Origin of the sequence: Bacillus sp. B1(2022) (assembly GCF_040259625.1) — a bacterium.
Taxonomy (GTDB): Bacteria; Bacillota; Bacilli; order Bacillales; family Bacillaceae; genus Bacillus; species Bacillus velezensis.
In genome coordinates this window covers 313,015-325,850 of the sequence record NZ_JANIFO010000003.1, presented here as the reverse complement: position 1 = coordinate 325,850, position 12,836 = coordinate 313,015, and the positions used below count along the sequence as shown (strand labels likewise).

The following is a 12,836-nucleotide window of genomic DNA, read 5'->3' as shown; positions in this document are numbered from 1 at the left end:
AATTTGTTTTTATTGCAGATTAAAGGAGGTAATGTACACTTTCTGAACTTTTCCTTCTTGGAGATAGCTGTTTACTTTCTCTTTTAATGATTGTTTAAACGCTTCTCTTCCTTTATCTCCCTCAATCTCTCCGGCGCTTGTGTCAGCTAAAATGGAAATGATGTTGTCTTTCACCTGAAAATCGCGTTTTTCAAGTTCTTCCTTCGCTTTAGCCGAGTCGGTTTCAAGCTTGATGCCGATACGGATGATGCTGTCAGACTTTAAGTTTGTCGTAATATCGTCGACAGACACAGTGGCTGCAACGACTTCGTCAATTGTCGGCTTTTTATCTTTGCCGGAATGTCCGCTGACGACAAAATATGCTGCCGTTCCGAGGCCGGCGATGACAATTAAAATAATCAGCAAAATGATGACTAATTTTTTCTTCATTCTTCTTCCTCTATTCCCTGATCCAGTGAAAATATTTGTATGCTATGGTAAAACGATATGACTTTTTTGAGAACTGCTTCTTCCGGTTCTTTCACTACGAACTTTTTGCCGTTGGACAGTGTAATCGTCGTGTCGGGGAAGCACTCAATCTGTTCGATAAACAGCGCGTTCAGCGTAAAAGGCTGGCCGTTTAAACGGGTGACTTGAATCATGCAATCCGGAGAAGCGGCCTAACCGCCTCTCCTCCCTCCTTACCGTTTCAGATTAACCAGCTCCTGAAGGATTTCATCTGAAGTCGTAATGATTTTTGAGTTTGATTGGAAACCCCGCTGAGCAACGATCATTTCGGTAAATTCATCTGTCAGATCTACGTTTGACATTTCAAGATAGCCTGCCAAAAGCTTACCCGTTCCGTTTTCGCCCGGAGTGGTGACTGCGCTTGCAGCTCCTGAACTTAATGATTCTCTGTAAAGGTTTCCTCCGATTTTTTCCAGACCGGCGCTGTTAGGGAACGTGACCAGACCGATTTGTCCGGCATCATGAACCTCATCCCCTGCATCAGTGTATGTAACGGTTCCGTCTGCACCGATGCTGTAATCTTTCGCATCAGTCGGAATATTGATTTTGCCGCCGCCGATTTTTTCAAGATAGTACCCGTCAGTCGTAACAAGGTTCCCTTGATTGTCCTTTCCGAAATTCCCCGCACGTGTGTAAACAATTCCCGCACCTGTATTAATCTGAAAGTAGCCGTCTCCGTCAATGGCTAGGTCGGTTTTATTCTGTGTAGCCTGCGGGGCGCCGGTTGAATGAACGACATCAATGGAAGAAGTCGCGGCACCTAAGCCGATTTGTTTTGAATTGGTCACGTTTGAACCGCCGGCGACTGTCTGGCTGATCATATCTTTAAATGTAACGCGGCTTTTCTTAAATCCCACTGTGTTGACGTTGGCGATGTTATTGCCGATTACATCTAGTTTTGTCTGAAAGTTTTTCATGCCGCTGATACCGGAATATAATGAACGTAACATGTTAAATTCCCCCTGGGTTTCTTTTTATTTAGATGTTTCGCTGACGGCCGTGACATTCCACGGACTGACCTCTTTGCCATTTTCAAGCACGAGCACGTAATTGCCGTTTGAATGCTTGACTGAATTGACCGGGCTTGTCTGATCCTTCCCGTCGCTGTCGCTGAATGTGACATTTTTGCCGATCCAGTTCACATACATCGTAAACGGATCTTGATTTTCTACAAATTTAGTCATCGTCGTATTCATATTCATCATTTGCTCCAATGAAGAAAATGTCGCCATCTGGCTGATGAATTCTTTGTCATCAACCGGATTGAGCGGGTCCTGGTTTTGAACCTGTGTCATTAAGATCTTCAGAAATTCGTCTTTCCCTAAATTCGTGCTGCTGTTTACTGCGGCGGTGCTCTTCGCGCTTGAAGTGGTTGAAGCGCCCGCCGCGGCATAATCCGAGTTTACTGATGTCAACTATTCTTCCTCCATTTCATTGAGAGAAAGCTCCTCCAGCATATCTCCGAAATCGCCTGACTGCTGCTGGTTCTTCTGCTCTCTCTGTCCCTGATGCTGCTGTTTATTGTGATCGGCCGTCTGCCCGTAAACAGGCTGCTGATCCCCGCTTTGAAGCGGGACTGTAAAACGGTCGACCTGGACCGCCATATTCGGAAGCGACTGTTTCAGCTGAGGAAGATGCTGTTCCAGCAGCTCTTTCGCGGACTGGCTGGATGCGATTATTTTGCTTTGAAACATCCCGTTTTCGTTTGTCACCTTAATTGTGACAAATCCGAGGTTCTCGGGATTAAGACGAATCGTAAAGCTTCCGGTTGTTTTCCCGAAAGGCGTGTATTTCATCTGTTTCCAGCCGCTGATGACCTGATCCGTTAACGGTTTATTTTCTGCCGGCTGCTGTTCGGCTCCTGCGGACGTTTGCTGAATGCCGGCAAGGCTTCTCGTTCCCGAAAACAGTATATGTGCAGACAATTTGCTGTCAGGCGCCTTTGCGTGAGAAACCGTGCCGCCGTTTTGCTGTTCTGTTTTTCCGGCTGACTCTTGGGATGATTCAGATGATTGAGATAACACAAAGGCTTTCAGCTCAGTTTCAGCCATATCCCATTCCTTTGTTCCCTTTTGAGAAAGGCCCGCAAGCTGCTCCGCGACGCTTTGAAAGCTCTTCAGCTCAGCGGCTGTCATGGAGTAAAGTTTAGATGCAGATTCGTTTTTCGGAAAAAATGTCTGCCGCAGGTCTTGAATCACGCGGTCCGGAACGCCTTGTTTTTTCAATGCCTCTAATAACCGGGCGCCTTCCTGGTAAACCGCCTTTGCCTGCGCGCTGTCCGGCAGTTCCTGCTGAGATGTGAAGAGCTGGGATACGGCTTCTTGAATGAAAAGCAGACCCTTCTCAAGCTCATCCTTGACGGAATCCCCGTCTTTTGCGGAAGAATCCGGCTCATCCGTTTCAGGCTTCGCCCCATGCTGTTTTCCCACTAACATGTCTTCAACAGATTCGGCAAGCTGTTTCAATAAAGGAAGAGCTGTTTCAGCCGTCTGCTTTCCTTCAAGAGCTTTTACCGCCTCAAGCAGCTGTTTTAGCTGCAATTCTTTATCTTCCGGGCCGGCTTTCAGCCAATCACCGATTTTCGATAAGGCATCATTCAGCTCTGCGTCACTTGTTTTTGTTTCATCTCCGGGCTGCCGGGGAAAAGTGATTTCCGACAGGAGCCAGTTCTGAAATAGACCTAAGCTGTTTACATTCATCTTCACATTGCTGTTTTGCACAGTCTGCGTACGATTACCCGTTAATTCAAGCAGCTTCAACTTACATCACTCCTTATTTCCGTCAGCGGATAGTTTTTCTGTATATTTAGCCGCTTGTTCAGGAGTCATTTTCGTCAAGATTTCAGCAAGCTGCTTTTTACTTAATCCGTTTAAAATATCGAGGGCTTCTTTTTCTTTCAGCTTTACGATAATGCTTGCCGCTTTACCGCTGTCCATACTTTTATAGATGTTGATCATTTTATCTTTTCCGGCTGAATCCGAAGCGTCTTTTTTCGTTTCATCCGTCTTCGTTTTCTGCTGTTGTTCAGCTTCCTGTTTCAGTGAACGGATTTTCTGATTCAGATTATCGATTTCGGACTTGCTTGTGTCTAAATCTTTATTCAAAATGTTAATTTCACTTTTTTGTTCCTTTATGGTCTTTTCAAGAGAAGCCGTTCTGTCTTCCTTCTGCTTTTCCGCCGCGCTTTTCATTTCTTTCGTTTCGGGAACCAATTCTTTTAAAACAGGCGTTTTAGCGGCTGTTTCCTGAATCGGCTTCATCACATCAACGCCGGCAGCCCAAAGGATGATGCTTGCGACGATGATCAGAAAAATCAGCGGGATCATGATAAAAAGCAGGATTGAACCGAACTTTCCAGATCTCTTTTCTTTATCGGCCATTTCATTCGCTCCTAATGCCCCTGAATCATAAACTGCTTGATTGAAATGTCGTCCATTTCCCTCATCTCTGCAGCTTTGTCTTCAAGTGCGAACATATTAAATTGTTTTTCCCGCATTTTTTCAAATTTCTTTACTTCAATGTTTTTTTCGGTGAGCTGTTCCTGCTTCTCATTCATTTCATTTCGTTTCATGATGACAAGCTTTTGATAATGATAGATGGTGTTCTCAAGATTGGAAACGAAGTGCTGATAATGTCTCATTTCCTGAACGCTCATCCCGCATTTCAGCTTTGATTCTTTGTCTTTTTCGAGCAATTCTTTTTTGCTCATATTTTCATATAGTTTTTCAGCCACTGTCTCAAATTCAGAAACCGATTGTCTGTATTCAGTCAATGTTTGGTCTTTTTCATTTTCTTTTAATTCCAGCAGCTTTTGAAATCTGAATTGGTATGCCACGATGTTATTCCTCTTTTCCTGTCAGACTCGTCAATGCCGCAATGCTGTCTTCCAATTGAGCGGGTTCTTCCGTTCCTTGTTTTAAAAATTGAATAAGCTGCGGATAAAACTGAATCGCTTCATCAATTTCTCTTGATGATCCTCTTTTGTAAGCTCCGATATTAATGAGATCTTCAGAGTTTTGATAAGTTGACAGAAGATCGCGGAATTTGTTGGCCGCCTCTATATGCGATGTGTCTGAAATATTAGACATGACCCTGCTGATGCTTTTCAGGATGTTCACGGCCGGGAACTGCCCTTTATTGGCAAGCGCCCGATCGAGAACGATATGCCCGTCTAATATTCCGCGCACCGTATCGGCAATCGGTTCGTTCATGTCATCTCCGTCAACGAGAACCGTATAAAAAGCGGTTATCGTTCCTTGTTCATTCGCGCCCGTTCTTTCCAGCAAACGGGGTAAAATAGCGAACACAGAAGGTGTATATCCTTTTGTTGTCGGCGGTTCTCCCGCTGCCAGGCCGATTTCCCGCTGAGCCATCGCGACCCTCGTGACGGAGTCCATCATGAACATCACATTCCTGCCTTTATCGCGGAAGTACTCTGCAATGGCGGTGGCCGTATACGCCGCTTTCAAACGCATTAAGGCAGGCTGATCAGAGGTCGCGACTACGACTATTGAGCGTTTCAGGCCTTCTTCGCCTAAATCCTTCTCGATGAATTCACGCACCTCTCGCCCCCGTTCACCGACGAGTGCGATAATGTTTAAATCAGCTTCAGTCTGCTTCGCGATCATTCCCATCAGGGTGCTTTTTCCGACTCCGCTTCCGGCAAAAATCCCGATTCTCTGCCCTTTTCCTACCGTCAGCAGACTGTCAATCGATCTGACGCCGACACCCATCTTTTCCCGTATCGGCGGGCGTTTCATCGGGTTTGGCGGCGGCTGTTCCGTCGAAACGGGGGACAAACCTTTCGGAAGCGCCCGGCCGTCAAGAGGTTCGCCGAACGCGTCGACAACTTGTCCGATTAAACCCGCGCCTACTTTGATGCGGAGCGACTCGCCAGTGGCCTCCACAATGCTGCCCGGCGCGATGCTGGCCGCTTCCAGATAAGGCATTAGCAGAATGTTTTCATCCTGGAAGCCTACAACCTCAGCTTTAATCGCTTTTTTCGCATGGCCTTTCGGATAAATGAGACAAACATCTCCGATTGAGCTTTCGGGCCCTTTTGATTCAATCATCAGCCCGATGACCCGTTTAACCTTGCCGTAGCGTTTGTACGGATCCGCTGTTTCAATTGAGTCTATTAAATACTGTGTCTTCATTGCTCCGCTCCCGCCTCAAGCGCCGTTAAAAGTTTTTGCTTTAATTGCATCAGCTGGGTATCTATGCCTGCATCAACACGTCCGAACGGAGTTTCTATCGAGCACGTTCCCTTCGCGGCTTTTTCATCGGCATATAAGCTTAATCTGCATTCTTTGTATAACAGCTGCTGAATTTCGTCCATATGCTGATGAACCGTCTCATAATATTCAGGGTCCACATAGATGGAGATGTCATCATAATCTTTTACTTCGGCTACTACCTGTTTGACCAGCAGAAGGAAAGCCTCTTTATCATCACTTTTTTGCCGCCATACTTTTTTAGCGAGCGCAACGGAAAGCTCAATAATTTCTTCCTCAGCGCTTTCCAGTTTTTCCTCGACTGACTGTCTCGCCATTTCCATAACGGCATTGGCCCGGCTGATGAGATTGGCGTATTCAGCTTGAGCCTCGGCTTTTCCCAATGCCATGCCTTCTTCATATCCTTCTGCCTTTGCTTCTTCTATCAATCTTTGTTTTTCTTCCGCCCAGCGGTTTTTCTCTTCTTCAATCTGCAGAAGAGTGTGCTCTAATTGATTTTTCGCTTCTTCAGACACCCTGTCGGCTTCGGCCTTGGCAAAGGCCATGAGAGCCTCCGGATTTTCGGGTTCCTCCCGGTCTGGATGGGAATGTGTTTTCCTGACTTCCTGCAAGGAAAGCTTGCGCCGTTTTTGTTCAGGAGAAAATGATGATTGCTGTTTAATGATATTAGACAATAATATCGTCTCCTCCGCCTCGCGCGATTACAATTTCTCCGGCTTCTTCCAGCTTGCGGACGACGCCCACGATTCTTGATTGCGCCTCTTCCACATCACGCAAACGCACAGGCCCCATAATTTCCATTTCCTCTTTAAACGTTTCAACCATACGCTGTGACATATTGCTGAAGACGATTTCTTTGACTTCCTCGCTCGCAACCTTCAATGAAAGCAGGAGGTCGTCGTTTTCAACGTCTCTGATCACGCGCTGAATCGCACGGTTATCAAGGGTGACAATATCTTCAAAGACAAACATCCGTTTTTTGATTTCATCCGCCAACTCAGGATCTTGGATTTCTAATGAATCAAGGATCGTTTTTTCCGTTCCTCTGTCTACGCCGTTTAACACTTCAACAACGGCTTCTATGCCGCCGGTCTGCGTATAATCCTGCGTAAAGGAGGAGGACAGCTTTTGTTCAAGGACCCGCTCCACTTCATTTATGATTTCAGGAGACGTTCTGTCCATAACCGCAATCCTTCTTGCCACCTCAGCCTGAACGTCCGGGTTCAGCTCAGACAAAATCTGTCCGGCCTGCACCGGGTCAAGGTAGGATAAAATCAGCGCCATCGTTTGCGGATGTTCCTGCTGAATGAAATTTAAAATCTGTTCGGGCTCCGCTTTTCTCGCGAAATCAAACGGCTTTACCTGCAAAGAAGAGGTGAGCCTGTTTAAAATGCTTACCGCTTTGTCTTCTCCGAGCGCTTTTTCAAGCACTTGGCGGGCGTAATTTAAACCGCCTTGTGAAATATAGTCCTGAGCGATTGCGATATTATGAAATTCTTCAATGATTTCATCTTTTCTTTGATGATCGACGCTTCTGACTCCCGAAATCTCGAGTGTCAATCTTTCAATTTCTTCTTCAGACAAATGCTTGTACACAGAAGCTGATACATCAAGGCCTAAGGAAATCATGAGGATGGCTGCTTTTTGTTTTCCTGTAAGCTTGTTCTGATCACGTTTCGCCATTTTCCATTCCCCCTAATCCTCGTCCAGCCAGCTTCGAAGCAATTTAGCAAAGTCTTCCGGTTTTTCTTTAGCCATTTTTTCAAGCTGTTTTCGTCTGACTGTTTCTTCCGTTTCAATTTTCTCTTCGTTGATATCAGGCAATCGAACCGGCTCGGGCGGTGTTTCATATTCATATTCTTCGTATTCATCCTCTTGTGAGCGTTTCTTTCTGATGAGGAGAATAATAAGCAGAATAATGGCCGCAAGCAGTACGCCGCCTGTAATGTATACCCAGATCGGAAGACCTGAAGATTGTGCCGAATCTGTGTTCAGGCTTGTTTTTCCGTCAAACGGCTGAACGGATACAACGATTTTATTGTTGATATCATTGTCTGTCAGGTTTTGATTTTGCGTTTCGTTTTTATCAAGAGACGTTCTGACGACCGTTCCTAAAATCTTCTGTATATCAGCCTGTCTCTGTGCTGATAAGGAAGCGGCATTTTTCGGATTAGGCGGCTCCACCATGACCTGAATGCCTAAATCACGCACTTTATACGGGCTTTCAGCGATTTCTTTATGAATGCGGTTGACTTCATAGTTGATTTTATTGCTGCTTTTTTCGTAGTCCCCGCTGTTTGAACCGCCGTTTGTCTCGGCATAGTTCGCGGTGTCATTGCTTCCCGTTCCGGCCGTGCCGCCGTTGGCCGCTCCGTCGCCTTTATACGTTTCCGCAACTTTTTCGGCGCTTACCGCTATGCCTTCCATGTTATCTTTATCGACAGGTTCGACAGTGTCTTCAGTGCGTTTTTCCTTCGTGAAGTCAACATCCGCCGTCACGGAAACAACGACCTTATCCTGCCCCATCATTGTGCCGAGCAGTGACTGAACATGTTTTTGAATGTCCTTTTCGACCTGCGACTTAATACCTTGCTGAGAAGCATAACTGTCAGAAACGGACCCTGCACCGCTGTCACTTTTGTCATAATATGTAGAATTTTGATCCATTATGACGATATTATCTTCTTTTAAGTTCGGAACACTTTTAGAAACGAGATGGTACAGCCCGTTGATCTGGTTTTGATCAAGCGAGTAGCCCGGTTTCATCTGCAAAACGATTGATGCGGACGCTGCCGGCTGATCTTCACCGACGAACACGGCTTCTTTCGGCATATTGATCATGACCTTCGAGCTTTTAATACCGTCCATTTCATTTATCAGGTTTGACAATTCGGTCTGAGTCGCCTCAACCTTTAAAACGTCAAACTCATTATCTGTCAGGCCGAAGCCCGCATTTTGTCCGAAAAACGAATAATCAATTGATCCCGTTTTCGGCAGGCCTTCCGCGGCAAGCTGGACTTTAAGCGAATCCACTTGGCTCTCAGGAACCTTAATGACCGTGCCGCCGTCAGCAAGTTCAGAAGACACCTTTTTCGTATCGAGCTCTTCTTTAATCTTCCCCGCTTCTTCCGCGGACAAATCTTTATAAAGAGGCACCATCTTTTCAGACGAAGTAAAAATAATAACGACGATGAGTAAAATAATGAATGCGGCCAAGCCGCTTACCATGAGTATCTTCTGTGTTTTTGATCTGTTGTTCCAAAACGCTGCCGTTTTGGTTTTCATTTGCATTAGAGTACGATTCATGTTAACCCCCGGTCATTCCAGTCATTCTCTTCAATCTGACCACTACATCTGCATTCTCATGATTTCCTGATAGGCTTCCACGGCTTTATTGCGGAATTCGGTAGCGGCCGTCAGAGAAATATTTGCTTTTTGGGCAGCGATCATGACCTCGTCAAGGTTTACATCCTTTCCTGCAGCCAGTTCGTTCGTTATTTGGTCAGATTTTACTTGTGACTCATTTAACGAATCAATAGAGTTTTTTAAAAGCTCCGAAAAGCTTGTTTGGTTTGAAGAATCAGTTTTTTGAGTTTGGTTTAATTGATTCGTTACGTTTTGAGTATTTTGGGTTTGTTGAAGCTGAAAAGGAGTAATAGCGTTAACCACTTACATCACCTTACTTTCCGATTTCTAACGCCTTCAAAAGCATGCCTTTGGAGGCGTTTAATGCAGTTACGTTTGCTTCGTATGATCTCGAGCTGCTGACAAGATCCACCATTTCCTTTAATGGATCTACATTTGGTTTTTGTACATATCCGTCTTTATTCGCATCAGGATTCTCCGGATCATAAACGAGATTAAAAGCGGACGGGTCTTCCGTAACACCAGATACCTCTACGCCATTTCCCGCGCTTCCTGTTCCGTTCATCTTGGAATGTAAAAGGGACGAAAATGATTCGCCTCCGGATTGGAGAGATACCAGCTTTCTTCTGTAAGGCACCCATTCGCCATTTACCTGCTTCGCTCTCGTTGTATCCATATTGGCCAGGTTGGACGATACGACGTCCATCCGGACACGCTGTGCAGTTAAAGCGGAACCCGAAATATTTAAGCTTTGAAAGCCACTCATTATTTTCCTCCTGTCAAGACGGTTTTCAGAGAATTGAATTTGCCGCTCATTCTTTCAACCAAAGCCTGATAATTAATTTGGTTTTCGGCTAAATCTGTCATTTCTTTGTCGATATCGACATTGTTTCCGTTTTGCTGGTACGATGTATCACTGCTGGACACGATAGAATAATCGTCCCCCGAACCCGTAAAGTCAACGTGCCGATAGTCGGTTTTTACAGCCTCAAGATTGGATGTTTCCTGATCTAACAAATTTCGGAAAGAGACTTTTTTTGCCTTGTAGTTCGGTGTATCTATATTGGCGATATTATTAGTTAAGACTTTTTGCTTAATGTCCGCTCTCCCCAAGGCATTCTCAAGATTTTGTATAGTTCCAGAAAATAAGTCCAAATCCACTTACCTCCATTTCAGATATTTTTCTCCTAAAAATCCTTGTCGAGAATTGTAAAACCATATGCTTATTGTAAGAAATAACAGGCTTAAAGTCTATGAAGTTAGGCTAAAAAAAAGTGCTCAATTATATCTATTTTGTATGTAGGTATTAAGTCCTAGAATATTTGTACTACAAGGATTTGTTTAATATTAGACTGAAAATAGCAGAATTTCTGTATCTTCCTCCTTTTTTCACACAGCAAGATGGATTATCTCAGATCAGATTCCAATAAGCAACTTTAAACTGCAACTTTTCACCTATTGTCCATAAAAAAAGCAGGACGCCCATTTTTAGGGATCCTGCTTTTGTCTTAATGAGATTTAAGGTTTTCCAATTCAATAAGGAATTTGTTGTTCAGAACTTTAATGTACGTCCCCTTCATTCCCAGTGATCTGGATTCAATGACGCCTGCGCTTTCCAGCTTTCTCAGCGCGTTAACGATGACTGAACGCGTAATGCCGACACGGTCCGCAATCTTACTTGCCACAAGCAAGCCTTCGTTTCCGTCAAGCTCTTCAAAGATATGCTCAATCGCTTCAAGTTCACTGTAAGACAGAGAACTGATCGCCATTTGAACAACCGCTTTGCTTCGCGCCTCTTCTTCGATTTCTTCCGCTTTTTCTCTTAAAATCTCCATTCCTACAACGGTTGCTCCGTATTCAGCAAGAATGAGATCATCATCTTCAAATTGATCCTGCAGACGGGACAGAATGAGCGTGCCCAGTCTCTCTCCTCCGCCGATGATCGGCACGATCGTTGTTAAGCCCGCTTGGAACAGGTCTCTGTTTTCTACAGGAAACGCCGTGTATTCGCTGTTGATATCAAGGTTTGAAGACGTCTCCGGAACATTGAACAGATTTCTCGTGTACTCTTCCGGGAACTGGCGGTCTTCAAGCATTTTTTTCATGCGGTCATTTTCAATCTGCTGATTAATAGAGTAGCCCAAAAGCTTTCCTCTGCGGCTGACGACGAAAATATTAGAATCAATGACGTCACGAAGCGTTTCAGCCATTTCTTTAAAGTTTACGGGTTTGCCTGCCGCAGCCTGCAGCATGCTGTTAATAATTCGTGTTTTTTGTAGTAAAGCCATGATAAATAATCCTCCTAGAATTCCTCTTATTAAATTTTCACAATATAAATTGACTTAGATCTTTGTTGTTTGCAATCGTTCCGAGCTTTTCTTCAACGTATTGCGGCGTGATAGCGACTTTTTCCATCGTCACGTCCGGCGCTTCAAACGACAGGTCTTCCAAGAGACGTTCCAATATCGTGTGAAGCCTTCTCGCTCCGATGTTGTCCGTATCCTGATTCACATGGTAAGCTACTTCGGCGATCTTACGAATAGCTTCGTCAGAAAATTCAAGAGATATACCTTCTGTCTGCAATAAAGCCTGATATTGTTTTAACAGCGCGTTATCGGGTTCGACGAGAATCTTCACAAAATCATCTACTGTCAGCTTGCTCAATTCTACACGAATCGGAAAGCGGCCCTGCAGCTCCGGAATCAGATCAGACGGTTTGGCCATATGGAATGCCCCGGCTGCGATAAACAGCACGTGATCTGTTTTGACGGAGCCGTATTTCGTGACGACGGTAGATCCTTCGACAATCGGAAGGATATCTCTTTGAACGCCTTCTCTCGATACATCTGCTGAGGAAGAAGCCCCTCCGTTTTTTGCAATTTTATCTATTTCGTCAATAAAGATAATGCCGCCCTCTTCAGCTCTTAACACGGCCTCTTGGCCGACTTCATCCATATCGATTAATTTGCCTGCCTCTTCATTGGTCAGAACCTTCCTTGCTTCTCTGACCGTCATTTTGCGGCGTTTTTTCTTTTTTGGCACCAGATTGCTCAGCGCATCCTGCATATTCATGCCCATCTGCTCCATCCCGGAGCCTTGCAGCATGTCAAACATCGATGGCTGCTGCTCTTCCACCTCTACGGAGACGTAATGGTCTTCGAGCTCTCCCAATGCGAGCTGATGCGCCATGCGCTTTCTTTTCTCTTCAAGGCTTGCTTCTTCCTGCTGGTCGGCTTCATCATCATTTGCCGCCTGGCTTCCTCCGAAAAGCATTTCAAACGGATTTTTCACACCCGCTTGTTTTTTCTTTCCCGGAACGAGAAGCCGCACTATACGTTTGTTTGCATTTTCTTCAGCCTGTTCTTTCACTTCGCTGATTTTTTCTTCTTTAATGAGCCGCACGGATGTCTCAACGAGGTCTCTGACCATTGATTCGACATCTCTGCCTACATAGCCGACTTCTGTAAATTTTGTCGCTTCAATTTTTATAAATGGCGCACCGGTAAGCTTGGCGATCCGTCTGGCGATCTCTGTTTTCCCCACCCCGGTCGGGCCCATCATCAGGATGTTTTTGGGAACGATCTCATCTCTCAGTTTTTCATCAAGAAGACTTCTGCGATAGCGGTTTCTTAATGCCACGGCGACAGCTTTTTTCGCATCCTGCTGTCCTACAATGTATTGATCCAACCGATCTACGATTTGTCTCGGTGTTAACGGTTTGTTTTCCAT

General features: G+C 45.1%; 16 protein-coding genes. All 16 read right to left on the bottom strand.

Annotated features, from left to right (window positions below; all coding sequences use genetic code 11):
- Positions 1-9: 9 nt before the first annotated feature.
- Positions 10-429 carry a flagellar basal body-associated protein FliL gene (fliL, locus tag NQS30_RS07750; protein WP_003154241.1) on the bottom strand — a complete coding sequence of 140 codons (420 nt, stop codon included), beginning with the start codon at positions 427-429 and terminating at the stop codon, positions 10-12.
- Positions 426-641: a swarming motility protein SwrD gene (gene swrD / locus NQS30_RS07745; RefSeq protein WP_003154243.1), complete on the bottom strand. Its 216-nt coding sequence runs from the start codon at positions 639-641 to the stop codon at positions 426-428. The genes fliL and swrD overlap by 4 nt, the downstream gene beginning before the upstream one ends.
- Positions 642-680: 39 nt before the next feature.
- Complete coding sequence (gene flgG / locus NQS30_RS07740) at positions 681-1,457, bottom strand: flagellar basal body rod protein FlgG (RefSeq protein WP_007409783.1); 777 nt, start codon at positions 1,455-1,457, stop codon at positions 681-683.
- Between the two features lie 24 nt (positions 1,458-1,481).
- A complete protein-coding gene (flgD, locus tag NQS30_RS07735; RefSeq protein WP_015239855.1) occupies positions 1,482-1,922 on the bottom strand; it encodes a flagellar hook assembly protein FlgD in 441 nt (146 codons plus the stop codon).
- Positions 1,923-3,266, bottom strand: a complete 1,344-nt coding sequence (locus tag NQS30_RS07730) for a flagellar hook-length control protein FliK (protein WP_218791632.1) — start codon at positions 3,264-3,266, stop codon at positions 1,923-1,925. It abuts the gene before it with no gap.
- Positions 3,267-3,272: 6 nt separating this feature from the next.
- Positions 3,273-3,887, bottom strand: coding sequence for a MotE family protein (locus tag NQS30_RS07725; protein WP_015388236.1), 615 nt, complete (start codon positions 3,885-3,887; stop codon positions 3,273-3,275).
- An 11-nt stretch (positions 3,888-3,898) separates the two neighbouring features.
- On the bottom strand, positions 3,899-4,342 hold the full coding sequence (gene fliJ / locus NQS30_RS07720) for a flagellar export protein FliJ (RefSeq protein ID WP_032874893.1): 444 nt from the start codon (positions 4,340-4,342) through the stop codon (positions 3,899-3,901).
- Between the two features lie 4 nt (positions 4,343-4,346).
- A complete protein-coding gene (gene fliI / locus NQS30_RS07715; protein WP_007611430.1) occupies positions 4,347-5,663 on the bottom strand; it encodes a flagellar protein export ATPase FliI in 1,317 nt (438 codons plus the stop codon).
- Positions 5,660-6,415: a flagellar assembly protein FliH gene (gene fliH / locus NQS30_RS07710; protein WP_015239852.1), complete on the bottom strand. Its 756-nt coding sequence runs from the start codon at positions 6,413-6,415 to the stop codon at positions 5,660-5,662. The genes fliI and fliH overlap by 4 nt, the downstream gene beginning before the upstream one ends.
- The gene (gene fliG, locus NQS30_RS07705) at positions 6,408-7,424 is read right to left on the bottom strand and encodes a flagellar motor switch protein FliG (RefSeq protein WP_003154256.1); all 1,017 of its coding nucleotides are present in this window, start codon (positions 7,422-7,424) and stop codon (positions 6,408-6,410) included. The genes fliH and fliG overlap by 8 nt, the downstream gene beginning before the upstream one ends.
- A 12-nt stretch (positions 7,425-7,436) precedes the next feature.
- Positions 7,437-9,047 carry a flagellar basal-body MS-ring/collar protein FliF gene (gene fliF, locus NQS30_RS07700; RefSeq protein ID WP_012117551.1) on the bottom strand — a complete coding sequence of 537 codons (1,611 nt, stop codon included), beginning with the start codon at positions 9,045-9,047 and terminating at the stop codon, positions 7,437-7,439.
- Positions 9,048-9,089: 42 nt separating this feature from the next.
- Positions 9,090-9,410, bottom strand: coding sequence for a flagellar hook-basal body complex protein FliE (fliE, locus tag NQS30_RS07695; RefSeq protein WP_007409777.1), 321 nt, complete (start codon positions 9,408-9,410; stop codon positions 9,090-9,092).
- Between the two features lie 10 nt (positions 9,411-9,420).
- Positions 9,421-9,873 (bottom strand): flagellar basal body rod protein FlgC, encoded by a 453-nt coding sequence (flgC, locus tag NQS30_RS07690; RefSeq protein WP_218791631.1) that lies wholly within the window; start codon positions 9,871-9,873, stop codon positions 9,421-9,423.
- Positions 9,873-10,262: a flagellar basal body rod protein FlgB gene (gene flgB / locus NQS30_RS07685; protein WP_003154260.1), complete on the bottom strand. Its 390-nt coding sequence runs from the start codon at positions 10,260-10,262 to the stop codon at positions 9,873-9,875. The genes flgC and flgB overlap by 1 nt, the downstream gene beginning before the upstream one ends.
- Before the next feature lie 353 nt (positions 10,263-10,615).
- Positions 10,616-11,395 carry a GTP-sensing pleiotropic transcriptional regulator CodY gene (codY, locus tag NQS30_RS07680; RefSeq protein ID WP_003154263.1) on the bottom strand — a complete coding sequence of 260 codons (780 nt, stop codon included), beginning with the start codon at positions 11,393-11,395 and terminating at the stop codon, positions 10,616-10,618.
- Positions 11,396-11,432: 37 nt separating this feature from the next.
- Positions 11,433-12,836, bottom strand: a complete 1,404-nt coding sequence (hslU, locus tag NQS30_RS07675; protein WP_007611413.1) for an ATP-dependent protease ATPase subunit HslU — start codon at positions 12,834-12,836, stop codon at positions 11,433-11,435.

Coding starts and splice junctions, on each gene's coding strand:
- fliL (WP_003154241.1), bottom strand. CDS start 429: ATGAAGAAAAAATTAGTCATCATTTTGCTGATTATTTTAATTGTCATC.
- NQS30_RS07725 (WP_015388236.1), bottom strand. CDS start 3,887: ATGGCCGATAAAGAAAAGAGATCTGGAAAGTTCGGTTCAATCCTGCTT.
- codY (WP_003154263.1), bottom strand. CDS start 11,395: ATGGCTTTACTACAAAAAACACGAATTATTAACAGCATGCTGCAGGCT.
- fliI (WP_007611430.1), bottom strand. CDS start 5,663: ATGAAGACACAGTATTTAATAGACTCAATTGAAACAGCGGATCCGTAC.
- flgC (WP_218791631.1), bottom strand. CDS start 9,873: ATGAGTGGCTTTCAAAGCTTAAATATTTCGGGTTCCGCTTTAACTGCA.
- flgG (WP_007409783.1), bottom strand. CDS start 1,457: ATGTTACGTTCATTATATTCCGGTATCAGCGGCATGAAAAACTTTCAG.
- hslU (WP_007611413.1), bottom strand. CDS start 12,836: ATGGAAAACAAACCGTTAACACCGAGACAAATCGTAGATCGGTTGGAT.
- fliG (WP_003154256.1), bottom strand. CDS start 7,424: ATGGCGAAACGTGATCAGAACAAGCTTACAGGAAAACAAAAAGCAGCC.
- fliF (WP_012117551.1), bottom strand. CDS start 9,047: ATGAATCGTACTCTAATGCAAATGAAAACCAAAACGGCAGCGTTTTGG.
- swrD (WP_003154243.1), bottom strand. CDS start 641: ATGATTCAAGTCACCCGTTTAAACGGCCAGCCTTTTACGCTGAACGCG.